General features: G+C 56.8%; 26 protein-coding genes. 4 read left to right on the plus strand and 22 right to left on the minus strand.

Going from position 1 to position 21022, the window contains the following annotated elements; genetic code table 11:
* Positions 1-25: 25 nt before the first annotated feature.
* The 19 genes from BL107_RS09770 to hisA form a co-directional block, all read right to left on the minus strand.
* Positions 26-1093, minus strand: a complete 1068-nt coding sequence (locus tag BL107_RS09770) for a class I fructose-bisphosphate aldolase (RefSeq protein ID WP_009790179.1) — start codon at positions 1091-1093, stop codon at positions 26-28.
* A 124-nt stretch (positions 1094-1217) separates the two neighbouring features.
* Complete coding sequence (locus BL107_RS09775) at positions 1218-2285, minus strand: Gfo/Idh/MocA family protein (protein WP_009790180.1); 1068 nt, start codon at positions 2283-2285, stop codon at positions 1218-1220.
* 1 nt (position 2286) lies between these two features.
* Positions 2287-2658 (minus strand): hypothetical protein, encoded by a 372-nt coding sequence (locus tag BL107_RS09780; protein WP_009790181.1) that lies wholly within the window; start codon positions 2656-2658, stop codon positions 2287-2289.
* Entirely contained in the window at positions 2655-3536 is an 882-nt protein-coding gene (accD, locus tag BL107_RS09785; RefSeq protein WP_009790182.1) for an acetyl-CoA carboxylase, carboxyltransferase subunit beta, read from the minus strand. Before accD ends, BL107_RS09780 begins: the two co-directional genes overlap by 4 nt.
* 22 nt (positions 3537-3558) lie before the next feature.
* The gene (locus tag BL107_RS09790; protein WP_009790183.1) at positions 3559-4359 is read right to left on the minus strand and encodes an A24 family peptidase; all 801 of its coding nucleotides are present in this window, start codon (positions 4357-4359) and stop codon (positions 3559-3561) included.
* Complete coding sequence (locus BL107_RS09795; RefSeq protein ID WP_009790184.1) at positions 4347-4634, minus strand: hypothetical protein; 288 nt, start codon at positions 4632-4634, stop codon at positions 4347-4349. The genes BL107_RS09790 and BL107_RS09795 overlap by 13 nt, the downstream gene beginning before the upstream one ends.
* Positions 4635-4714: 80 nt before the next feature.
* Positions 4715-5617, minus strand: coding sequence for a phosphoribulokinase (locus BL107_RS09800; protein WP_009790185.1), 903 nt, complete (start codon positions 5615-5617; stop codon positions 4715-4717).
* A 64-nt stretch (positions 5618-5681) separates the two neighbouring features.
* Positions 5682-6755 carry a 3-isopropylmalate dehydrogenase gene (gene leuB / locus BL107_RS09805; RefSeq protein WP_009790186.1) on the minus strand — a complete coding sequence of 358 codons (1074 nt, stop codon included), beginning with the start codon at positions 6753-6755 and terminating at the stop codon, positions 5682-5684.
* Positions 6756-6787: 32 nt separating this feature from the next.
* Positions 6788-7831 (minus strand): UDP-3-O-(3-hydroxymyristoyl)glucosamine N-acyltransferase, encoded by a 1044-nt coding sequence (gene lpxD / locus BL107_RS09810; RefSeq protein WP_009790187.1) that lies wholly within the window; start codon positions 7829-7831, stop codon positions 6788-6790.
* A gap of 28 nt (positions 7832-7859) precedes the next feature.
* Entirely contained in the window at positions 7860-8930 is a 1071-nt protein-coding gene (proB, locus tag BL107_RS09815) for a glutamate 5-kinase (protein ID WP_037988994.1), read from the minus strand.
* On the minus strand, positions 8927-9448 hold the full coding sequence (locus BL107_RS09820; protein WP_009790189.1) for a YqeG family HAD IIIA-type phosphatase: 522 nt from the start codon (positions 9446-9448) through the stop codon (positions 8927-8929). The genes proB and BL107_RS09820 overlap by 4 nt, the downstream gene beginning before the upstream one ends.
* Complete coding sequence (locus BL107_RS09825) at positions 9436-9990, minus strand: DUF3727 domain-containing protein (protein ID WP_009790190.1); 555 nt, start codon at positions 9988-9990, stop codon at positions 9436-9438. Before BL107_RS09825 ends, BL107_RS09820 begins: the two co-directional genes overlap by 13 nt.
* A 19-nt stretch (positions 9991-10009) precedes the next feature.
* Positions 10010-10519 carry a Holliday junction resolvase RuvX gene (ruvX, locus tag BL107_RS09830; RefSeq protein WP_050749848.1) on the minus strand — a complete coding sequence of 170 codons (510 nt, stop codon included), beginning with the start codon at positions 10517-10519 and terminating at the stop codon, positions 10010-10012.
* Positions 10486-11541 (minus strand): hypothetical protein, encoded by a 1056-nt coding sequence (locus BL107_RS09835; protein ID WP_037988996.1) that lies wholly within the window; start codon positions 11539-11541, stop codon positions 10486-10488. Before BL107_RS09835 ends, ruvX begins: the two co-directional genes overlap by 34 nt.
* 43 nt (positions 11542-11584) lie before the next feature.
* Positions 11585-12730, minus strand: a complete 1146-nt coding sequence (locus tag BL107_RS09840; RefSeq protein ID WP_009790193.1) for a hypothetical protein — start codon at positions 12728-12730, stop codon at positions 11585-11587.
* Between the two features lie 75 nt (positions 12731-12805).
* Complete coding sequence (locus BL107_RS09845) at positions 12806-13390, minus strand: thylakoid membrane photosystem I accumulation factor (protein ID WP_050749849.1); 585 nt, start codon at positions 13388-13390, stop codon at positions 12806-12808.
* 7 nt (positions 13391-13397) lie between these two features.
* Entirely contained in the window at positions 13398-15023 is a 1626-nt protein-coding gene (locus BL107_RS09850) for a DUF3685 domain-containing protein (protein WP_037988460.1), read from the minus strand.
* A 43-nt stretch (positions 15024-15066) separates the two neighbouring features.
* On the minus strand, positions 15067-15435 hold the full coding sequence (locus BL107_RS09855) for a Fur family transcriptional regulator (protein ID WP_232193083.1): 369 nt from the start codon (positions 15433-15435) through the stop codon (positions 15067-15069).
* Between the two features lie 126 nt (positions 15436-15561).
* A complete protein-coding gene (gene hisA, locus BL107_RS09860; protein WP_009790197.1) occupies positions 15562-16329 on the minus strand; it encodes a 1-(5-phosphoribosyl)-5-[(5-phosphoribosylamino)methylideneamino]imidazole-4-carboxamide isomerase in 768 nt (255 codons plus the stop codon).
* A 326-nt stretch (positions 16330-16655) separates the two neighbouring features.
* Between hisA and BL107_RS09865 the strand changes: the two genes are divergently transcribed.
* Positions 16656-17576 (plus strand): NAD-dependent epimerase/dehydratase family protein, encoded by a 921-nt coding sequence (locus tag BL107_RS09865; protein ID WP_009790198.1) that lies wholly within the window; start codon positions 16656-16658, stop codon positions 17574-17576.
* Here the strand turns inward: BL107_RS09865 and BL107_RS09870 are convergent.
* Complete coding sequence (locus tag BL107_RS09870) at positions 17545-18120, minus strand: CDP-alcohol phosphatidyltransferase family protein (protein WP_037988462.1); 576 nt, start codon at positions 18118-18120, stop codon at positions 17545-17547. The two genes, BL107_RS09865 and BL107_RS09870, sit on opposite strands and share 32 nt — an antisense overlap.
* Before the next feature lie 17 nt (positions 18121-18137).
* On the opposite strand from BL107_RS09870, the gene BL107_RS09875 reads away from it, so the two are divergent.
* A complete protein-coding gene (locus BL107_RS09875) occupies positions 18138-18611 on the plus strand; it encodes a CBS domain-containing protein (protein WP_009790202.1) in 474 nt (157 codons plus the stop codon).
* A gap of 6 nt (positions 18612-18617) precedes the next feature.
* Here BL107_RS09875 and BL107_RS09880 read toward each other — a convergent pair whose 3' ends face one another.
* Positions 18618-19775, minus strand: a complete 1158-nt coding sequence (locus tag BL107_RS09880) for a hypothetical protein (protein ID WP_009790203.1) — start codon at positions 19773-19775, stop codon at positions 18618-18620.
* A gap of 56 nt (positions 19776-19831) precedes the next feature.
* Here BL107_RS09880 and BL107_RS09885 point away from each other — a divergent pair, with 56 nt between their 5' ends.
* Entirely contained in the window at positions 19832-20323 is a 492-nt protein-coding gene (locus tag BL107_RS09885; RefSeq protein ID WP_006169865.1) for a L,D-transpeptidase, read from the plus strand.
* A gap of 16 nt (positions 20324-20339) precedes the next feature.
* On the plus strand, positions 20340-20627 hold the full coding sequence (locus BL107_RS12370) for a hypothetical protein (protein WP_232192973.1): 288 nt from the start codon (positions 20340-20342) through the stop codon (positions 20625-20627).
* A gap of 209 nt (positions 20628-20836) precedes the next feature.
* Here BL107_RS12370 and BL107_RS12715 read toward each other — a convergent pair whose 3' ends face one another.
* Positions 20837-20995, minus strand: a complete 159-nt coding sequence (locus tag BL107_RS12715; protein ID WP_009790205.1) for a hypothetical protein — start codon at positions 20993-20995, stop codon at positions 20837-20839.
* Positions 20996-21022: the final 27 nt, after the last annotated feature.

Raw genomic sequence — 21022 nt, forward strand, 5'->3', positions numbered from 1 at the left:
ACGCGTGAGTGTCATAGGCGCTCGTTCAGTAGGTGTAACCAGCAACAAATAACTGTTCATCGGACGACGGCTGCGAGCCTGCGACATAACAACCTTGAGACGCCTCTGAATTTGCTCGTGCCCGGGCGAGGAGCGCAGCCTGACCGCTTTCCGTCTCCGATCCTTTCCAAGCCTTCAGGCATGAATGTTGGAGTGCGCGTCCATAGGAAAAGCCAAGATTCCAACTTGCTTTTTTAGGGATACTATTCATCGTATTGAGATAAATAGACGCGGCCTCTTCACTCAAACCACCGGAAAGAAAAACAATTCCAGGAACACTCGCAGGCACACTTCTCTCCAAGGTTCGGACGGTCATTTCAGCAACAATCTTTGGATCAGCCTTCTGGGAACAATCAGCTCCCTGCACTGTCATCGATGGCTTAAGCAATGTGCCCTCTAAAAGAACACCGTTGGCATGGCAAGCCTGATAAACCTCTTGGATGACTCGCTCTTGAACAGCTGCCGTTACCTCAATTGTATGGTCGCCATCCATCAAAATTTCAGGCTCAATAATTGGGACTAAACCCGACTCCTGAACACTTCTGGCGTAACGGGCCAGACCCCATGCATTTTCACGAACGGAGAGATCAGAAGGACAGCCATCAGCTGTGATCTGGAGAACAGCTCGCCACTTGGCAAAGCGAGCACCTTGGGCGTAATAGTCGGCAGCACGCTCCACCAAGCCATCGAGGCCAGTGCAAAGGGTCTCCACAGATCCGGCTCCAGGAAGCGGGCGCAAACCCTGATCAACTTTAATTCCCGGGATCACACCCAGCTTCTGCAATTTTTGAACCATCGACTCACCATCGGCATGGTTTTGGAACAACGTCTCTTCGTAGAGAATTGCACCACTGATGTACTGTCCCAGGCCTGCTGTTGTGAACAACATGCCACGATAAGCCTGGCGATTCGCCTCTGTATTTTCAACATTTATTGACCCCAATCTCTTTCCAACTGTCTTGGTGGATTCATCCACAGCAAGAATTCCTTTCCCAGACTCAGCGAGAGCACGTGCTGTTGCAATGAGCTCTTGAGAAAAGTCAGACAGCGACATCTTCAACTAAAAAGGAAATAGTTTTTTAGTCGAGAAATTTCCATGACTTGTCATTCGCTAACAAGCTATCGTGTCAATTGCGACAAATGATTGATTCATCGCGTCTAAGAGTAAGAAATTCGATCTAATTCGATGCTGCTGCATCACACGCAAGCCGGCTTGCCACGCCTTCCATTAATCCCGGAATCATCGGTTGACCGCTACGCATACTCTCCGCCCACCAACCCTGAATCCTCGCCACGGGAGCCACACGCCCGTCACTCCAGGTGGTGGGAAAGGCCAAATCCGCATCCGCCTGGATCGATCGCAGCGGTTCTCCAGAGGAAGCCAACCAAAGAGAAAAACCATGGACATAGTCCTTTTGGTTCTCACTGCCGAGGATCAAGGTTCCCTTAGATCCATACACCTCAAGCCAGCAGCCGCGGCCATTACGAGCGACCGATGCAAGATTCACTTGCGCTGGCACTGAACAATCGCTGCGCCCTTGCCAGCTCAGCATGGTCTGAATCAAGGCCACGTCTTCCGCATCAACGGCTGTCATCGCCCCATCAGGACCTGGGCGCTCGGGGATGGAGACGCTGTTGAGCGCTTGGACCGCCCCCACTGGGCCAATCAACCAGGCCAAGGTATCGAAGGCATGGGTTCCCAACGCTCCGATCACGCCACCACCAGCTTTGCGATCGGAATACCAGCTCCAGCCACGGCTGGCATCCGCCCGGCTACTCATCAACCAATCCAACTTGACCAGCCATGGTGTTCCCACTGCACCCGAGCGCAACAAGCGCTCGGCCTGCATAAACAAAGGCACCGCCCGGTACTCGTAATCCACCGCGACGCTTCGCTGTTGCCGTAGAGCTAGCCGCTGTAGCTCCATGGCCTGATCGGCATGGAGTGCGATCGGTTTTTCCAGCAACACATGCTTGCCCGCCTGAAGCGCGGCACGGGCCAAATCGAAACGAGGTTCCGGTGGTGTCGCCACAATCACGGCATCCACCGCGGGATCGGCCAGCAACGCATCCCAGTTGTCGTAGCCCTGAAGCCCCGACTCCGCACAGGCCAAATCGAGCCGCTCACGCCGGGGATGCCAAAGCGCCACTGGCTTCAAATCCTGATTGGCCTCTAAGGCCGGCAAATGCACCTTTTCGCCGAAACCCAATCCGGCGACGGCAACTCCAAGGGGTTGGCTGGACATCTCAGCTGACGAGAGGTTCGTTGCAGACAGCGTCGATCACCGAAACGATCAAGCCATCGTTCTCTGCAGCCTGCCAGGTGGAACGAAACCGGGGAATTCCGTTGACTTGTTTGTCGCGATAAAGCGATTGTCCACAGTCGAGCTCCATCACATAGAGCTCCCCCGGTCGCTGTTCTCCATCCTCGGACGGGGCTGGGGTGAACCGACTAAGGACAGTCCGCAGGCCCTTTTTATTGTCTCGAATACTTCCACGGTCCCACCACTGCTGCCCGGCATCGGTGGCTGGTACTTCGATCCATTCCACGGGACCAGCCCAACTGATTCCCGCGCAACAGAACAGGGCAACAAGCAAAACGAGAAGGCGACGAATCATGCGTTGGTGAGCTCTAGCGACTTCGATCCATGCAGACGCAGGAGCGATGCCAGCGTGCTGCGGAATTGGGTGCGCGGAATGATGGTGTCGACAAAACCGTGGTCTTGAAGATATTCAGCCGTTTGAAAGTTATCGGGCAATTTCTCGCGCAGCGTTTGTTCGATCACCCGACGGCCGGCAAAGCCAATCAAGGCCTTAGGCTCAGCCAAAATCAGATCTCCCAGCATGGCGAAACTGGCGGTAACACCACCGGTGGTCGGGTGGGTGAGCAAAGGCAAATACAGAAGCTCAGCCTCCCGATGACGCTCCAGGGCCCCTGAGATTTTCGCCATCTGCATCAGGCTCAACATCCCCTCCTGCATGCGCGCGCCCCCGGAAGCACACACAATCAGCAGTGGCAGCTTGCGTTTGGTGCATTCCTCCACCAAACGGGTGATTTTTTCCCCCACCACGGATCCCATGGAACCGCCCATGAAGCGGAAATCCATCACCGCCAAACCCATACCAATCCCATCCACCCGGCAAAGACCGGTCACCACACCATCGTTCAAGCCCGTCGCCGACTGGCTCTCCCGCAAACGGTCTGCGTAGGCACGACGGTCTTTAAATCCCAGCGGGTCGATGGGAGCCAGATGCTCATTCAGGTGTTGAAAGCTCTCGGGATCAGCGATCAGAGCAAGCCGCTCGGAGCTGTCGATGCGGTGGTGATACCCACAACCCGCACAGACACTGGCATTCAGGCGAAGGTCCTTGAGATAAACAACAAGACCGCACTCCGGGCACTTGCTCCAAAGGCCATCGCCCTCTTCGGGTTCCTGTTTGACATTGCCGACGTACTGACCTTTACGGCGGTCAGCAAACCAGTCGAAAAGGGACACACGAACCGGTCGGTTCGTTCCATTAAAGACCCAGCCATGGCGTAAGAGCCGCCTGCCATTGCTCCCACCACCAAAAAGGCCCCATTAACCACACCAGCCAAATGCCCAGGGCAATGAATGGGCCGAACGGAAAAGGTTGTTGCGGAGCCAGGCGTCCTGTGATCCGAGCCACGCCGCCAACGACAGCACCAGCGAACACCGCCAGGCCCATCGCCAGGGCAATGCCCCAAAGACCAAGCCAGGCCCCTCCCATGGCGGCAAGTTTGGCGTCTCCCAGCCCGAGCGCCGGCTTCCCCGCCAACCGCTCAGCAAGAGCACTCAGCGACTCCAAGGCCAGAAGGGCTAGCACCGTGGCGATCAGGTGGTCGACGAACACGGCTAGTCCAGCGGTGGTACTGATTGACAACCCCACCAACACACCCCAGCGACAAAGGGGCTCGGGCAACCACATGTGATCGAAATCGATCAAAACAAGGGGGAGCAGCAGCGCAATCAATGGCAGCCCTGCCCAGGGCAACACCGCTAGGGGCAAGCCGCCGCCCCCACTGGGCTGCACATAGGCCGCACTGAGCCATAACCCAGCACTGAGGGCCTCAACAACGGGGTAGCGGACACTGATGGGAGAACGACAATCACGACACCGCCCCAGCAGCAACAACCATCCAAAAATCGGCAGGTTGTCGTGCCAACGCACAGCATGGCCACAACGGGGGCAATGGCTGCCTGGAACAACAACCGACTCTTGGCGGGGAAGACGCCACGCCACCACATTGGTGAAACTGCCTATACACGCCCCGAACAGGGCCAGAACTAGCCCTTGCATCGGTTCCGTCCTCGTGGACTGCGACCACGAATCAACTCGATGCCAACGAACTCCTCATCGGGCAAGAGCACCGGGAGCTCAAACGCCACACGACCCTCTCCATGCTGCAGATCAACCACCGCACCAACAGGTTCCAACCCGGAGGGCGTGTCAGAGAGGTAGTTGAAATAGATGGTTCGTGCCAGAGCAATCAAGGCTCGGCTATCAACACGATCCCAACGTGGGGAGGTTGGTGTTCCAACAGCACCGCGAATTTCAAAGGAGGGCGATGACAAAGAAAAAGCCCACCTGATCAATCAGATGGGCCCATTGTAGAGATCAAAGTTCAATCCAAATTTGTTCGGATCGCCTTATTTCAGCTGAGGTTCTTTTTCTCTTCGATCATGCGATGAATGATCGGAGTAAGGATGAGTTCCATTGCGAAGCCCATCTTGCCGCCGTTCACAACAATGCTGGTGGGGCTGGACATGAAGGAATCGTGGATCATGCTCAACAGGTAGCCGAAATCGATCCCCCACTTTTCGCGAGCTCCTTTGCGGAAGTGGATGATCACGAAGCTTTCATCGGGTGTCGGGATATTCCGGCAGATGAATGGGTTCGAAGTGTCAATCGTTGGAACCCGCTGGAAGTTGATGTCGGTCTGACTGAACTGCGGGCAGATGTGATTGATGTAATCAGGCATCCGGCGCAAGATCGTATCCACAATCGCTTCAGCGGAATAACCCCGCTCTGCGTTGTCGCGGTGAATTTTTTGAATCCACTCAAGGTTGGTGATCGGCACCACACCGACAAGCAGATCGGCAAGACCGGCGACGTCGTAACCCTCACCCTGAACACCGCCATGCAGGCCTTCGTAGAAGAGCACGTCGGTGCCTGAAGGGATGTCTTCCCAAGGGGTGAACTGGCCTGGGTCGAGGTTCACACCCAAGCGAGCGTTGTGCTCAGCCGCCTCTTCTGGGCTGTGCAGGTAGTAGCGCTTCTGACCAGCACCCGTTTCGCCATAGGTGCGGAACAGTTCCGCAAGCTTGTCGAACAGGTTCGCTTCAGGGCCGAAGTGGGAGAAGTTCTGCCCTGCCGAGAGCGCATCAGCCATCGCCTGCTTCATCGGCATGCGCTCATAGCGGTGGTAGCTATCGCCTTCAACCACTGCAGGTGTAATGCCTTCACGCGCGAAGATGTGCTCGAAGGCGCGCTTGACCGTGCTGGTTCCAGCTCCAGAGGAACCGGTGACAGCTACTACCGGGTGACGCTTCGACATCGACGCAAGGATTAATGATCCGGCGATCTTGCCAGATCCAAGCCCAAAATCACCACTCCGGATTTCAAAGAGCCTTAAGCAATTGCTCGCCCATGGCCTGACATCCCAGCGGAGTACAGCCTTCCGACATCAAATCGCCGGTTCGGAATCCGGAAGCGAGAACGGCATCAACGGCCCGTTCGAGGTCGTCTGCGGCAGAACTCTGCTTCAAACCAATGCGCAGCATCATCGCGGCGGAGAGCACCATGGCCATGGGGTTGGCCTTGTCTTGACCGGCGATATCTGGAGCAGAGCCATGCACAGGCTCAAACAAGCCAGGACCATCGCTACCGAGGGAAGCAGAGGGCAGCATTCCAATCGAGCCCGTGAGCATCGCTGCCTCATCGCTGAGGATGTCGCCAAACAAGTTGCCCGTCAGCAGCACATCAAACTGGCGCGGGTCACGCACCAGCTGCATCGCCGCATTGTCCACATACATGTGGCTCACATCCACATCGCCGTAACTGGGCGCCATCGCATCAACGCGGTCGCGCCAAAGCTGGCTCACATCCAAAACATTGGCTTTATCAACGGAGCAGAGACGATGATTCCTTTCTCTGGCGATCTCAAAGGCCACCTTGGCAATGCGATCCACCTCGGAGGCGGCATAGGTCATGGTGTTGAACCCTCGTTCATCCCCATCGGCTTCGATCCGACCCTTCGGTTGACCGAAATAAATGCCACCGGTGAGCTCGCGAACCACCATCAGATCGACTCCTTCAATCACCTCCTGCTTCAGGCTGCTGGCCCCGATCAAAGCGGGAACGATCTTCACCGGCCGGAGATTGGCGAATAGCTCAAGGCCTGATCGCAGACCAAGCAGACCGGTTTCCGGTCGTTTCTCCCGGGGCAAGCTGTCGAAACGAGGGCTCCCAATCGCGGCCAAGAGCACCGCATCGGCCGACCGACATGCGTTGAGTGTGCTGGCAGGCAGTGGTTCACCGGTGGCATCAATGGCAGAGCCGCCAATCGGCTGCTCCTCAAACGTGAGCTGAAACCCGTGACGCTGGGCCACAACATCCAGTAACTTGCGGGCCACCGCTGTGATTTCAGGCCCGATGCCATCGCCTGGCAAAAGAACGACGCGGTATTGAGCCATGACGAACCCGAGCGACAGAACAGGGGCTGAGATTACTGAGAGATGTCGCGCTTCAACTCTCGAAGGGTCTTCGCCATCTCAGGCAACTTGCTGAATGCCGCAGAACATCGCAGCCAGAGTCGATTGGGAATCGCTGGATATCCACTCACCACCTCACCGGGTGCAACCTCACCGTGGATCCCACTTTTCGAGCTCGCGATCGCCCCGTCGCCCACCACGGCTCGGTTAGCGACACCAACCTGCCCGGCCAAAATCACGCCATGGCCAAGCTTGGCGCCACCGGCGATGCCCACCTGTGACGCCAAAGCACAACCACGCCCAGTGGTCACCCCATGGCCAATTTGAACCAGGTTGTCGATTTTGGAGCCGGCACCGATGCGGGTTTCGCCCACAGAGGGGCGGTCGATCGTGCTGCCACAACCCACCTCAACACCGTCCTCTAAAACCACTTGACCGGTTTGGGGCATCTTTCGCCATCCGCGGGCCGTCGGCACAAAACCAAAGCCCTCTGAACCAATCACAGCATTGGAATTCACAACACAACCACGACCAAGTCGACTGCCTGGATGAAGCACGGCATTGGCATGCAGCTCACACCCGTCACCCACCTCCACATCGTTGTAGATCACGACCCCTGGGTGAACGATGCAATTGGCGCCAATCCTGCTCGTCGCGCCGATACAGACGCGTGGGGCGATAAAGGTTCCAGGGCCAACCACCGCCCGCTCATCCACCACTGCGGTGGGATGAATTTCCGCCAGAGGGCGCAGCCGTGGATGAAGACGCTCCAACGCTTCAGCAAAGGCCAACCGTGGATTGGCCAACACCGCAAAAGCAATGCCCCGTTCCCTGGCGCATTGAATCAGATCGGGTTGATCGGGAAGCAGCAGAGCTCCCGCGCCCGTTTCATTGAGCGCGGAAATCAGCGCATTGCCCTTCTCGAGGAAGCTCAATTGATCCCCCTTGGCCTGCTCTAGCGAAGCGGCACCGGCCAAGATTGGATCGGTGCCGCACGCGCTCCAACGAAGCTCGGCTTCACCGGTCTGCAGGTCCTGAATAAGGGTGCTGAAGCGCATGCTGTGGCGGAGCTCTAGATCAAAAACGCTACCGGTCCTGAAGGACCAAGGCATCACGGTGCACGACAACCGGGGAGGCCTCGCCATCCGTGACGGCCAAGGCCTGACGCACCTGGCTGCTGTTGAGGGTGCAAAGGCCCCGACCCAACTCCTGTCCATCGGGATCACGCAACAACACGGGCCGATTGGCCTCAAACTCACCCTTTACGGCCGTCACACCCACCAGCAACAGGGAGGCGCCGCGATGCAAGATGGCCTGACAAGCGCCTTGGTCCAGGCACAGTTCCCCCTCTGGAACCAAAACATGGGCCAACCAGCTACGACGGTTGCCGAGGGGTTCGGGGTGGGGATGAAAGACAGTGCCGCCGCGGTCTCCCTCGAGCAATCCGGCTAACCGAGCTGGATCACGTCCATCGGCCAAATGCACGGTCACCCCGCTCGCCGTCGCAATTCTGGCGGCAGCCAGCTTGGTGGTCATTCCCCCCGTCCCCCAGCGGCCACCATCCCCGGCCCCGGCCTCGAACTGCTTTAGATCGCGCGGATGATGCACATCCGTAATCGGTTGGGCATTCACATCGCAGCGCGGATCAGAGGAATACAGGCGATCCACATCCGTTAGGAGCAGGAGCTGATGGGCACCCACCGCTGTTGCCACCAACGCCGAAAGCGTGTCGTTGTCGCCAAAACGCAGTTCAGCTGAAGACAACGCATCGTTCTCATTAATCACAGGCAGAACACCCCAAGCCAAGAGCTGCTGCAACGTTCCCGATGCATTCTGGTAGCGGCGCCGATCGACCAAATCGGAACGGGTGAGCAGCACCTGAGCCACGGAAAGGCCATGAATCGCCATCGCCCGCTCGTACAGAGCCATGAGGTATCCCTGCCCCGTAGCGGCCGCCGCCTGGAGGGCGACGACGGTGTCGGGCCGCCTGGGAAGTTGCAGCTTTTGGCAGCCCAAACCAACCGCACCACTGGTGACCAACACCACCTGATCACCACGAAGCATGGCCGCGGCAACTCCGGAGGCATACCCCTCAATCGTTGCGGCAGTGTCCCCCCGCAACAGGCTGGTCCCAAGCTTCACAACCCACAGGGTCATGCCGTTGGCGCCCCCATCCATCCCGCAAGAGTGCGCTCAAGGCGTTGAACACGATCTTGGGAACAGGCGGTGCCGTCAGAACGAACTGGTCGGACAAGCACGGTGTAAAGCCCAAGACGATTTCCGCACAGCACATCGGTGAACAACCGATCCCCCACCATGGCGACACGATCCACGGGCAGGTCAAGGTCGGCTAGGACACGCCTCAAGGCCCCCCGACGGGGCTTTCCCGCTGCTGCGGTGAAACTGACATCGAGTTGATCGGCAACCGCTGCAATCCTGCTGTGGGAGGGGTTATTGCTGAAGAGATGCAGAGAGAATCGCTGCTTGGCATCGATCAGCCAAGCCAGAACAGGCTCTGGAAGTTTCACATCGCGCCCGGGAAGCAAGGTGCGATCGACATCCAAAACAGCCGCTTCAATGCCTTGCGCCGTTAGGTGAGACAGGGCCAGATGGGCAATGGTGAGCCCAGGGTCCCAATCGGGCTGCAGCCAATGTTGACCCATCATTCCGGCCATTCACGCTCCTCAAGCTCCGCCTCGATCCGGGGCTGAATCCGGTCCAGCTCATCTTCACTAAGAAGTTCTGCTTGGCCATCCACCATTCGCACTAAAACAAGGAAGGGATCCAGAGGGATGTAAAGCCCGTATTCCTGGGCGTCCACCATGAAACTCACCAGCAGCTCAAACGTTTCTGCATCGTCATCAAGGTCGTCTTCATCGTCTAATTCTTCCAAGTCCTCCTGATCTGGCTCCTCCAGCTCTCCACTCACCGTGAGGGTGATAGCAGAGCGCACTAAAACCAGATCATGCTCCTGTAACACCACATCTGCGACGGAGAGGATGGGCTCACTACTGGAAACGCTGTTGATCGGCTCGGGCTCATCGTCATCCCGTAGCCGAAAGAGAGAAACGGGAGTATCAACGGGCGAAAGCAGGGCGTAATCCTGACCGTCCAGAGGGATTAGGTGCTCTAGAAAGCAGAGCAGATCGTGGCCCTCTCGATCACGAACCAACAGTGTTGGATGGTCTCCGCTCTTTCCTGCTGCGATGTCCGACATCGTCACTCACTATCTGAGGTCAGGATCCACCATCGATGGGCTCGGCGCCCGTCCCAGCAGCCATCGACTGGGCCGGTTTAAGCGCCGGCCCATCCTGGAGCCATTGTTCAAGCAGCAACGCCGCCGCCGCACTATCGAGTCGACCGGTTCGATCACCCTGCAAACCATGGCGTTCTCCTGCCGCCCAAGTGCTGCTGTGCTCATTCACCCAAGCCAAGGGAAGCCCCAAGGTCTGGGCTAGGCGCAGGCCATAGCGTTGGCAGTGCACAGCTTGCACCGTGGGCTGACCAGCCGAGTCGAGGGGTAAGCCCACAACGAGTCCCTGCACGGATCGCCGCTGGCAGTGGTCACGCAACACCAACAGATCGTTGTCAAAACGTCCACGGTGAAGAGCTGGCAAGGGCGTGACCGTGATGCCGAGGGCGTCACATCCCGCAAGGCCGATGCGTTTCCGACCGACATCCAAACTGAGCACGGAACAGACGGACGACACCGTTACCGAGTCCCTAAACACCGAGGTCCTAAACATCGAGGCCCCAGGCTGGGGTTTGGCAGGGGGCTCCCCTGCGGGCGTAGCCGACCAAAGACGTCATCAAAAGACCGACTGAGCTGAAGATTGCGGGGTGCCACGTGGCGGCGCCACATGCTTCGACCTAAGAGCAGCTGCTCGCAATCCCGCGTCCAGCCTTGGGCCTCCAACAACTGAGACAACGGGGCATCATCAAAGGCCGTGATCAAGGAACGAGGGGCGCCTTGTTGCAGAACCCTGCCGAGCACGACGGGTAGCGCTTGATCGAGACGGGGATCCCAAGCCACATCGCGAAGCAACTCAAAGGTGCCGTGATCGCTGCTTTCCGTGAGGCGGATGCAACCGGCCAATACGGTTTCTCCATCCACCAACACACCACAACCAGGGGCGTTGCGATCCAACAGATCCAACCAATGTCGATCGGTGATCTGGCGAAGATGGCTGAAATTGCCCACCTGTTCGATCGGCCAGAGCAACTGAGCCGTTCGGCGGGTGATCGGCAACCAACTCAGAGGGTCGATCTCCCCTAAAGGAGAAGGCGTCGCAAGCGGTTGCGGGGGCAACCAGCTTTGATATGGCCGAAGAGGCTGGAAACCCAGCTCCCGCATCAACGCAATGGCGTCAGCGTCCGATGCCGGGCAGCGAATCACCCAGCTGCAAACCTGCGGAGCCCCCAATTGAAGAGCTTCCAGCAGCAAATCGTGCTGAACATCCCGGAGGCTGTGGCGAGACGTCTCCCCGCTTAACTCCGGCAACTGCAACGTCCAGCAGGTGCCACGACGGTTGTAAGGACGCGCCACAACCGTGGCAAGAAGTTGATCCTCATCCAGAGCCACCAAACACCGTGGTGATCGACTGGGAAGAAGGTCTGGAAAGCGTTGTTCAAAACGCGCCAGCCAATCGCCGACCAGAACGGCTTGAAAACGAGGAAGAGCGCCCGACTCAGCGATCACTCTGCAGCGGGCAAGGTGAGACGGATTGAGTGGTTCGATCCGTAGAGAGGACAGGACTGGTTCTGACATCACCACCCCCCGTTAGGCCTGTGCTCACAATGTATCGCTCAATTCAGCTTGGGCGAACCAAAACCAAAGGAGTGCGCTGGTTGGCGTTGCCCGCTGGATTGGGCTGAAGCGCCCGGTGCAGGAGAGCTTCATCGCAACCAGCACTCGATGCCAGAACCTTCACTCGACCCAAATCGTTGACGTCGACGATGGCGACAGCAACGCCAAGGGCCTCTGCAGCCTCTTGACAAAAAGCAGAGGGATTGTCTGGACCAAGCACGAGGGTTTGGTCATAGGGCGGTGTCGTGCCAGTGATGTCATCAATCAAGCGGGCTTGCGGTCCAGCCAAGCGATAAAAGCCGCCGGGGATCCCGATCACTTTCATCAACAACCCTCCGCACCAAGCCGCCAGAACACGGGTTGGGCCCACCACATCAATCAAGGTCTGCATTCCACAGGCCGAAGCCAGGCTGCTGGTGGGATGAAACACCCGACAGGCCAACCGAGCCACCATGCCTGGATGCACCTCACTGGGGTGCCGATAGCGCCCTTGGATCACCGCTAAAGGTGTTTCGCCAAGCGTGAGGACGTCGCCGGGTTGCACCACGGCAGAGGCATAGGTGCGCAGCACTTCAATTGCATCATCCAGGGGTCCTAAAAGATGGGTCCGTAAGGGCAAAACGGAACAACCATTCCCCGGAATAAAGGATGCTTTGGCCGCTTGAAGAGGTTGGGGACGACGCAACGGCACCAAAACACCCTGGCGACGCTGCAAGCGACCAAACGGACCGTAATTGCTCCAATGAGCATCCACCCAAAGGCTGTCGACCAGGTCGAGGGGAGCCGCACCCGCGATCTCGACCCTCACCCTGACCAACGTGGTTTTGCGGCCTTTCACGATGTAGGCCACCCAATACCCATCCGGCCGCGTCTCTTCATCGGGATGGTCGGCCTCCACACGGGTCGTGACCTTCAACGCTGATGGATCGCCCTGACCCAACAAAACGGGATTTACTTGGAGATCAGGGACAAACACCTCCATGCGTGGATGGGGGTTATGGATCTCGAGCACACCCTCAATCCGAAGCATTCCCGGAAGGCTGGTTACCGACCAATGCTTGGGCTGCATGCGCAGCGGCGATGAAGGTCTGAGCCGATGACGAAGCTCCAGCCAGGCCACACCCAGTCCGAGGGCCAGTGGAGCGATCATCAAGGACACGGCGTACAACCGGCGGAGCGCCGGGAAAACTCGCCGGCAGCGTAGGCGCCCCCCACCAAGACGTCCTTAGTTTGAAGTGACTTCGACGTTCACTTCGTTGAAGCTTCCATCTTGGTTGATGTCACCCAACTCAGGTGCTGGCAATCCAGTAGCAGAGCTAATCGCCTCGTTGATCTCTGCCAAAGGCACCTGACCATCGCGATCAAACACAACCCTGGAATCGGGTCCAATCACCACCACCTGAGGAATGGATCCATTCCAATACGTCACTGGATCCTTGGGTCCCGTTGCCGGACGTCCCTGCAGGCCATCCGTTGTCAGCGGAATCAAGTCGATGCTTCGGCCCCAAAGCCGCTGGAGTTCGGACACTACAGGGGCAAAGCGCTTGCTTACTGCACTGTCATCCAAGTAGTAGATCACCACGGATGTTCGCCCTGCATCCATGGCTTCGCCGAGGGTGTTAGCGGGAGGAACAAGCGATCCGTTGCCCGCATACAGGGCATAAATATTGCCGTCGTAACTGTCGGTATTGAGGACGGCGCCAACAGGGGCCACCCAAAGCAGCAGTGCTACCGATAAACCGAGCAAGAGCTGCAGCAAAGGGGCCATCAAACCGACGTCGCAGACGCCATTGTGACCTTCAGATGCCATCGGCAGTTCAACCTCGACCCAAACTGCGGCCCATGCCCTGGGCAATGCCACGACCCACAAGACCGATCGCGCGACCCAAAACCTGGGTTAACAACACAACGGCGAGGTCGCCCAACCGTCGGACGAGGCCCTGAACCTGCGGTGCCAAAGCGTCACGGGTTTCAAGCAATAGCGCCACCTGACGCTGCCACCAACCCAGTTGGTTCAATTCATGATCCCTGGGCTCGATGAGCTGAAGTGGCTCAATGCGCCCCTGGCGCAATTGAAACAACGTCCGTTGGCTTTCATACAACTGAATCGGACGGTCAACCCAATCGGACCAGCGCATCTGGCTATTGAGTCGATTACGCAAACGATCCAACTCTCGTGTCGCAATGAGTGAATCACGCAATAAATAGCGCCGTAACTCAGGCCATTGACCACAGGACTCGAGCAATTCGGATCCGATTAATTCCGCCGTACGAACCAACCAATTGCTCACCAACGTTTCCAGCTGAAGCAAGGCCCGGGGATCGTCGGCTGGAAGCAACTGACCGTTCACCAGCACCGGTTGATCGATGAGTAACGGAGCGAGCATCGCGGTGGGATCGGGTAGATCACCGTCATCGCCACTGAGATCGGCCTGCTTCAACAAGACAGTTACCACCGATTCCAGCTCACCATTACGTGGAATCTGCACGTAGCTGCCCGCCATCGCTGTGACGGCTTGCTGGCGCAGTTCAGGCTGAAGCTGCTCCCACATGCTCTCCATACAAAGGGCTTGATCACCCCCTCGAAGTTGATTGAGAACAGAATCCAGTTGCTGAAGCAGGGCCAGCAATAATTCACGGCGGCGCTCTGGATGCAAGCCTTCGATGGCAAGCAACCGACCCGTGGCATTGGTGAGACCGGCCTGAACTGAGTCGTCGAGGCGATCACGGATCGCTGCCCAGACAGCGGTGGAATTTCGCTCCCGCAGGGTGATGGCGGTGGATTCCGGCTGAGGCCTGGGATAACCGGTAGATGTCTTGAGATGCACGGCATCCTCCAAACCGAGCTGCAACGGTCCCCAGAGCATCAGCAACAAATCGCGGGCACTGCGCAATTCGCGACAGCGACCCTCCATCAACAAACGAAGTAAAAGCTGGGTTGGCGGAGGATTAAGCATCGCCTCAATCACCTGGAGATCGTGACTGATCTGCTGCAGACCACTCATTAGCGCCCATTGCCCGAAGCCCATGGTGGGGGTCTCAAGTTGGGGCGACGGGCTCCCAGTCTCCAATCGCACGAAGCGTCCACCCGTCAGCAACGCTTCGATCGACTCGGTGAGGGTGGCTAAATCACAGTTCTGCAGCAAGCCACTGGCGGAAAGACTCAACAGCTGCTCGCGGGTTGCGGCCACATCCGGCGGCAAAAGAAGCAACAACGGTGCTGGTTGCCATCGCTCACCCAACCGAATCGCTTCCTGCTGGATCGCCCCCAGGGAGGTGACAGCATCGATCGACCAGACCACCAAGGCGGGGTGGCCAGGCAACTGGTCGGGCTTTAAAAGCACGTCCCAACCTGGATTTGCTGTTGTTAGCTGCAACGCCAACGACTCCCCGAGGAGATCGGGTGCCAACAGCAAAATCCGCACCGGAGACGAAGAGGCCAAGCCTTACAAACGAAGGGTTGTCGTCAAGGTAACGAGCCTTTGCTCAATCCTCCAGTGTGCGGCGCCCATTGAGTTGAAGCGTGTACGACTCAATACGAAAACCCGTACGTTGTTCGATCTGGGTGAGCAGATCCTGGGGCAAGTTCACATCAATATCTTCAATCAGGCCTGAATCAAGGCATGTGAGATGGCTATGGGGATCACTGCGGTAGCCATACAAACGCCCATTGGCCCGGTCTAAACATTCAATAACTCCAGCAGACTGGAGCGCTTCAAGATTTTGATAAACGGAGGTATGGCCAATACTCCGGCCTTGCACATTCAATTTTTCAAAAATATCTCGCGCACTTAAATGACTTTTTTCGCTCCACAACAAATCGAGCACCATGCGTCGCTGACGGCTTAGGCGCATCCCTAACCGACGGCATTGCTCAAAAACGTTTTGGAGGCTGTCCGGATTGGGCAGACCATCGATGTCAGTGGTGGAGGTTGGCCTTACCACAGAACACTGTCTCTCTATTCAGCTTAGGTCCCATCATTAGGCCAAATCAGTTGAGCCGCAAGTTATGTCCTGCAGGCGGTCATCACCGATCGCACCGATCGCCTCCGCAAGGTCAATCCGTCCGTCGTACAACGCTCGGCCAACGATCACGCCACTCACCCCCTGATCTTCGAAGGGGAGTAGTGACAAAAGATCGGCCATACAACCAATCCCGCCTGACGCAATGACTGGAACGCTGGTGGCTTGAGCCATCTCACGCAGAGCAGCAAGGTTGGGGCCCGCCAATGTTCCGTCGGTCGCGATATCCGTGGTGATGATTGCGGCGATTCCCGAATCACTGAAGCGGCGGGCGAGATCAGTCGCCAAAACATCGCTTTGCTCAAGCCAGCCTCGCGTGGCCACCTTCCCGTTGTTGGCATCGATCCCAACAACCACAGCCCCTGGATGACGGTCAGCGAGCACCTGAACCAAGTCCGGCTGTTCAATCGCCACCGTGCCCAAAATCACCCGCTCCAAGCCGCAGTTGAGGAGGTCCTCGGCACGTTCGATCGAACGGACACCGCCACCCAGCTGAACGGGAATATCCAAGGCGTTGGCGATCGCCCTAACCGCCCCATCATTTGCGGGCTCGCCCCGCTTGGCTCCATCCAGATCGACGAGATGAAGCCGCTTGGCTCCTTGGCTCTGCCAACTGAGCGCTTGGGCCACAGGATCGTCACTGAACCGCGTCACCTGGTCGTAATCCCCTTGATGCAGACGCACACAGGCACCGTCGAGCAGATCGATGGCGGGGATGATCTCCATGGGGCCAAACAAGGGGCTAACCATCCTGCAGGAGCACGGTCTTTCGAACGTGGATTTCGAACGTCGGCCAATGAAAGATTCACACGAACTTAGATGAATTTTTAAGGAAAAATATTTTTTCAATAACCAGAAAACCAAATAGCTACTCTCATCAACAGGAATAAATTAAATGAAGTCAATCCACATTCTGCGCCGCTTTATCAAGATTCTCTCGGGAAAGTTATTGGATTCAGGCCGATGTTTAACGGGATCCATCCCTTAGATTTTCCTGGTTTTAATCCGGTTAGGACAACAAACCGTCCCAACCAATCTGGAGGCGCAACGTCATGCAAATTTTGGTGATGGGAGGAACCCGTTTTGTGGGCAAGCCTCTGGTAGCCCGGCTCATGGCCCAAGGCCATGCCCTCACCCTGTTCACGCGCGGAAAGAACCCAGTTCCCGCTGGCGTTGAGCACATCACTGGAGACCGCAGCAACGATGAAGGCCTCAACCCACTGCAGGGCCGTGCATTTGATGTGATCGTAGATAGCTCGGGCCGAACACTGGATGACAGCCGTCGTGTGCTCATGGCGACAGGCCATCCCCGCCATCGATTTGTCTACGTGAGTTCGGCTGGGGTCTATGCCGGATCAGACCATTGGCCGCTGGATGAAAACAGCCCAACAGACCCCAAAAGCCGCCATGCGGGAAAAGCCGACACCGAGGCGTGGCTCACAGCCGAAGGCGTTCCTTTTACCAGCTTCCGACCGACCTATATCTATGGGCCAGGCAACTACAACCCTGTCGAGCGCTGGTTTTTTGACCGGATTGTGCATGAACAACCGGTCCCCCTCCCCGGCGATGGCACCACGATTACGCAATTGGGTCATGTGGATGATCTCGCCGAAGCGATGGCTCGCTGCATTGATGTGGATGCTGCCGCCAACCGGATCTACAACTGCTCGGGCAAGCAGGGAGTCACGTTTGAAGGCCTGATTCGAGCAGCGGCTCAAGCCTGTGGAAAGGATCCGCAGACCGTTGTGATGCGGTCGTTTGATCCCTCAGCCCTCGATCCAAAAGCGCGGAAGGCCTTCCCGCTCCGACTTAATCATTTCTTGACAGACATCACGCGGGTTGAGCGAGAGCTGGCTTGGCATCCACGGTTTGACTTAGCAGCGGGCTTAGCCGATAGCTTCACCAACGATTACGCCACCAACCCCAGCTCAAGCCCCGACTTCAGCTCCGACGCCACCCTGATTGGGGCTTGAGGTAGCCCAAGGCCGAGGTCAAGGCCAAAGCCCAAGAGGGCCAGAACAACCACCATCCGCAGACCACCAGCGCTGACTGGCCGACCCATCCCGGCGGCCAGAGCAACAACAACAAGCTCGTGAACTGAAGAATTGTTTTGGCTTTACCGCCCCATGACGCTGGGGCCCCATCACTGGCTCCTGCCCGCCAACCTGAGATCAACAACTCACGGGCCAGCAGGATCCAAATCGCCCACAAGGGGAGCGTTCCACTGGCCGCAAACCAAAGCAGGGGAGCCGCAATCAGCACCTTGTCGGTGAGGGGGTCAAGCCTGGCTCCCCAGCTGGTGCCACCACCGGCACGGCGGGCCAACCAGCCATCGGCGGCATCGCTCAACCCAGCCAACAGCAACAGCCACCAGGCCAAGACAGCCCAACCCTGCTGAAGCGCCAGGATTAAGGGGAGACCGACCACTGCCCTGCCGATGGTGAGGCCATCAGCCAAACAGCGCAGGGATCGGGATGGGGATCGAGACGAGGATGGTGACAACGGCGCAGAATGCATGCAGATCGTTCTGAATCATGGTCCTGCAGCTGACGGTGGCCGACGTGATGACCAAACCCGTGCTCACCGTTCGAGCCGACACCCCACTGCAGGAGGCGGTGAAGCTCATCAGCGACCATCACGTGAGTGGCCTACCGGTTGTTGATGAGCAGGGGGCCTTAATCGGCGAATTGAGTGAAAAAGACCTCATGGTTCGAGAAAGCGGCGTCGATGCAGGGCCTTACGTGATGCTCCTCGACAGCGTGATTTATCTGCGAAATCCACTCAACTGGGACAAACAAGTGCATCAAGTACTTGGCACCACCGTTGGTGAACTGATGCAAAAAAATAGTCACAGTTGCATTGGCACTCTTGACCTTCCCAAGGCCGCATCGATGCTCCACAACAAGGGAACACAGCGTTTATTTGTACTAGATCACGAGAAACATCCAATCGGTGTTCTCACCCGGGGCGATGTTGTAAGAGCGATCGCCTCCCAGCAAGCAAACTGAGGCAAATTAATTACCTTTGCGGATTGCGATTGCAACGGGTCGGATGGCGCGGAAGTCCACCAGATCGCCAACTTTCAGGGTTTCCAACGGATCACCCTTGATCACATTGTGAACATCAAGGTTGTGAACCCCGCCAAAAGGCCCCCGAAGGCTGAGCTCATGGTCGTCTTCTGAAACTTTCACCACCTCAGCAGTGCCGGTGGTCATCGCAACTTTGGCGCCTTGCCGTACGGGGCCAAATTGCTCCGAAAGGATCACATCTTCCCGGGAAAAGGTGAGAGCCTTCCGCGAGCTTTGACGTAGATCAACAACCAATCCATCGAGCAGGTCAACGGTGATCTTGTCGCCCACGTTGATCGCTGCAGTGGACAAATCAACACCACTGGTAATCAACATGTCGTGGCCATAGGGCGTGCGAAGTTCCAGCACCTTTTCAGTCGGACGGATTCGTTGAACCGTGCCAGCCACCTTCGTGATTTCGAAGGATTGAAGCAGCTCCGCTTTCAAACTTCCTTGCTCAGTCGCCGCACCAGATAGCAACGGTTGCGACTTCGCTGTTGGATTGGGTTGCACCTTTGCCATGGGCGCTTTTTTGATTTGGACCGCAACAGGTTGAATCAAGCGAAAATTCACCAAATCTCCCGCGTTCAACAACGGGAAAAGGTCATCACCGGAATCGGCAAGAACATCGAGGTTATGAATGCCTCCCAGCGGACCCTTCAGGCTGATGCTGCGGTCGTCCTCGGAGAGCTTGATGATGCGAGCGGTGCCAGATGCCAGTGCAAGTCGCATTCCCTTCTTTAAAGGCCCCATATCGAGGGGCATGATGATGTCTTCCCGGTTGAAGCTCAGCTCTTTGGTCGTGCTGCGTTGCAAGTCCACCACCAAGCCATCGAGCACCGAGACGTCGACGTCATCCCCGCGCCGCAACCCCAGCGGGGCCAAGTCGATGCCGACAGTGATGATCTCCTTATGACCTTCGGGATCGACGACCTCAATCACCTTTTGGGCAGGTGAGACCACATTCACCACACCACGCAAATGTGTGACCTCAAAGCCTGCCAATTCTTCCAGCGAAAAACCAGCTCGAGCAGGGACGTTGAACGTGAGAGCCGAAACGGCAGCAGTAATGAGAGCTGCACGAAAACCGGAAGTTCGGACCATCAAACAACAACGAGTCAGGCATTGCGCCGACGCTAGCTCCTTTCGAATGGGTCAGAATGGAGAGAGGTTGCTTAAAGCGGAACCCCATGTCCGTCCGTCCATCGTTGTTAGCAGCCCTGCTTGCAATTGGGTTTTCATCGATAGCACCAGCTCAAGCGGACATGTCCATTGAAGTGAGTTTGAAGAATCGATATCTCACACTCTTTGAGAATGGAAAGGTGATTGGCAAATATCCCATTGCCATTGGGGCCCCTGAATCTCCAACGATTCCAGGGCAATTTGATATCCAGAGAAAAGATGCATCGCCTATTTACCACAAAAAAGGAAAGGTTATTGCGCCAGGACCCGACAACCCTGTGGGCGTTCGATACATGCCCTATGTGAGGATTGGGCGGGATGAATATGCCATTCATGGCACCGCATGGCCGAGCTGGGTGAACTTAAGGGCAGCCGTCAGTCTTGGCTGCATTCGCATGTTGAACAACGATGTTATTCAGGTTTTTAACCGGGTCGATGTTGGAACTCCAGTCGTCGTTACCACAAACTAACTTCTGCTTAAAACCCATGCTGCTTCGATTGCTCCTCATCTCTACGGCAACCGCCCTGCTGCCATCTCTATCTTTAGCCCCTGCGAATGCAAACCAGGAAATGAATGAAGGGGATTTTCTTGATTTAGTGGATGCCAAAGGGAATGTCACTGTTCAGGGTAATGGCGTCTCTGGTGTTAACGCCAAAGCAAATGCGCAAGGCTTGAACCTTCCAGCACTTGGGTACTGGTCTCCTGAAAGACATTGCTTTGTCATACCCCCTCCCGGCCCTTGCAATGGCGTCTTTGAAGGGGTAAGGAATTAAGATCAGAACACACTAGCAATAACTCTCCCTGAAACTATTGAGCCAAAAAGTTATTGCCGGAGGCTCAAAATAACACTCCGACGCATAAATCAAACACTCCAATTAAGCCTGCGGACATAAAATCTTCACCAACGAATAGCAGCCATTGATCACTCAGAATCAAGCGCAAATTTTCCACAAAAATGGTTCTACGAGGCGTTTTTCAGGCTTTAACTTGGATCAGACGACGTGGTTTCAAGCTTTAATTGGGAGGAGGCCAAGTCGTGCTCCTCAGTTTTTGTGAGCTGGCAAGCAAGATTTAGTGCGTCTTGGGCCGACATCTCGCCGTTCTCTTCCCACTTGATGCTGGAGAGTTCGACAGCGGACATTGGCATTGAGCTTGAGGACAAGAACCT

It is taken from the genome of Synechococcus sp. BL107, assembly GCF_000153805.1.
Taxonomy (GTDB): Bacteria; Cyanobacteriota; Cyanobacteriia; order PCC-6307; family Cyanobiaceae; genus Parasynechococcus.

Coding starts and splice junctions, on each gene's coding strand:
- ruvX (WP_050749848.1), bottom strand. CDS start 10,519: ATGTTTAGGACCTCGGTGTTTAGGGACTCGGTAACGGTGTCGTCCGTC.
- BL107_RS09875 (WP_009790202.1), top strand. CDS start 18,138: ATGGTCCTGCAGCTGACGGTGGCCGACGTGATGACCAAACCCGTGCTC.
- BL107_RS09800 (WP_009790185.1), bottom strand. CDS start 5,617: ATGTCGAAGCGTCACCCGGTAGTAGCTGTCACCGGTTCCTCTGGAGCT.
- BL107_RS09790 (WP_009790183.1), bottom strand. CDS start 4,359: ATGCAAGGGCTAGTTCTGGCCCTGTTCGGGGCGTGTATAGGCAGTTTC.
- BL107_RS09845 (WP_050749849.1), bottom strand. CDS start 13,390: ATGGCATCTGAAGGTCACAATGGCGTCTGCGACGTCGGTTTGATGGCC.
- BL107_RS09865 (WP_009790198.1), top strand. CDS start 16,656: ATGCAAATTTTGGTGATGGGAGGAACCCGTTTTGTGGGCAAGCCTCTG.
- BL107_RS09880 (WP_009790203.1), bottom strand. CDS start 19,775: ATGGTCCGAACTTCCGGTTTTCGTGCAGCTCTCATTACTGCTGCCGTT.
- BL107_RS09775 (WP_009790180.1), bottom strand. CDS start 2,285: ATGTCCAGCCAACCCCTTGGAGTTGCCGTCGCCGGATTGGGTTTCGGC.
- BL107_RS12370 (WP_232192973.1), top strand. CDS start 20,340: ATGCTGCTTCGATTGCTCCTCATCTCTACGGCAACCGCCCTGCTGCCA.
- lpxD (WP_009790187.1), bottom strand. CDS start 7,831: ATGCGCTTCAGCACCCTTATTCAGGACCTGCAGACCGGTGAAGCCGAG.
- BL107_RS12715 (WP_009790205.1), bottom strand. CDS start 20,995: ATGTCCGCTGTCGAACTCTCCAGCATCAAGTGGGAAGAGAACGGCGAG.
- BL107_RS09780 (WP_009790181.1), bottom strand. CDS start 2,658: ATGATTCGTCGCCTTCTCGTTTTGCTTGTTGCCCTGTTCTGTTGCGCG.
- BL107_RS09885 (WP_006169865.1), top strand. CDS start 19,832: ATGGAGAGAGGTTGCTTAAAGCGGAACCCCATGTCCGTCCGTCCATCG.
- BL107_RS09855 (WP_232193083.1), bottom strand. CDS start 15,435: ATGCGCCTAAGCCGTCAGCGACGCATGGTGCTCGATTTGTTGTGGAGC.
- proB (WP_037988994.1), bottom strand. CDS start 8,930: ATGACCCTGTGGGTTGTGAAGCTTGGGACCAGCCTGTTGCGGGGGGAC.
- BL107_RS09835 (WP_037988996.1), bottom strand. CDS start 11,541: ATGTCAGAACCAGTCCTGTCCTCTCTACGGATCGAACCACTCAATCCG.
- BL107_RS09770 (WP_009790179.1), bottom strand. CDS start 1,093: ATGTCGCTGTCTGACTTTTCTCAAGAGCTCATTGCAACAGCACGTGCT.
- BL107_RS09870 (WP_037988462.1), bottom strand. CDS start 18,120: ATGCATTCTGCGCCGTTGTCACCATCCTCGTCTCGATCCCCATCCCGA.
- BL107_RS09825 (WP_009790190.1), bottom strand. CDS start 9,990: ATGTCGGACATCGCAGCAGGAAAGAGCGGAGACCATCCAACACTGTTG.
- leuB (WP_009790186.1), bottom strand. CDS start 6,755: ATGGCTCAATACCGCGTCGTTCTTTTGCCAGGCGATGGCATCGGGCCT.
- BL107_RS09820 (WP_009790189.1), bottom strand. CDS start 9,448: ATGGCCGGAATGATGGGTCAACATTGGCTGCAGCCCGATTGGGACCCT.
- hisA (WP_009790197.1), bottom strand. CDS start 16,329: ATGGAGATCATCCCCGCCATCGATCTGCTCGACGGTGCCTGTGTGCGT.
- BL107_RS09840 (WP_009790193.1), bottom strand. CDS start 12,730: ATGATCGCTCCACTGGCCCTCGGACTGGGTGTGGCCTGGCTGGAGCTT.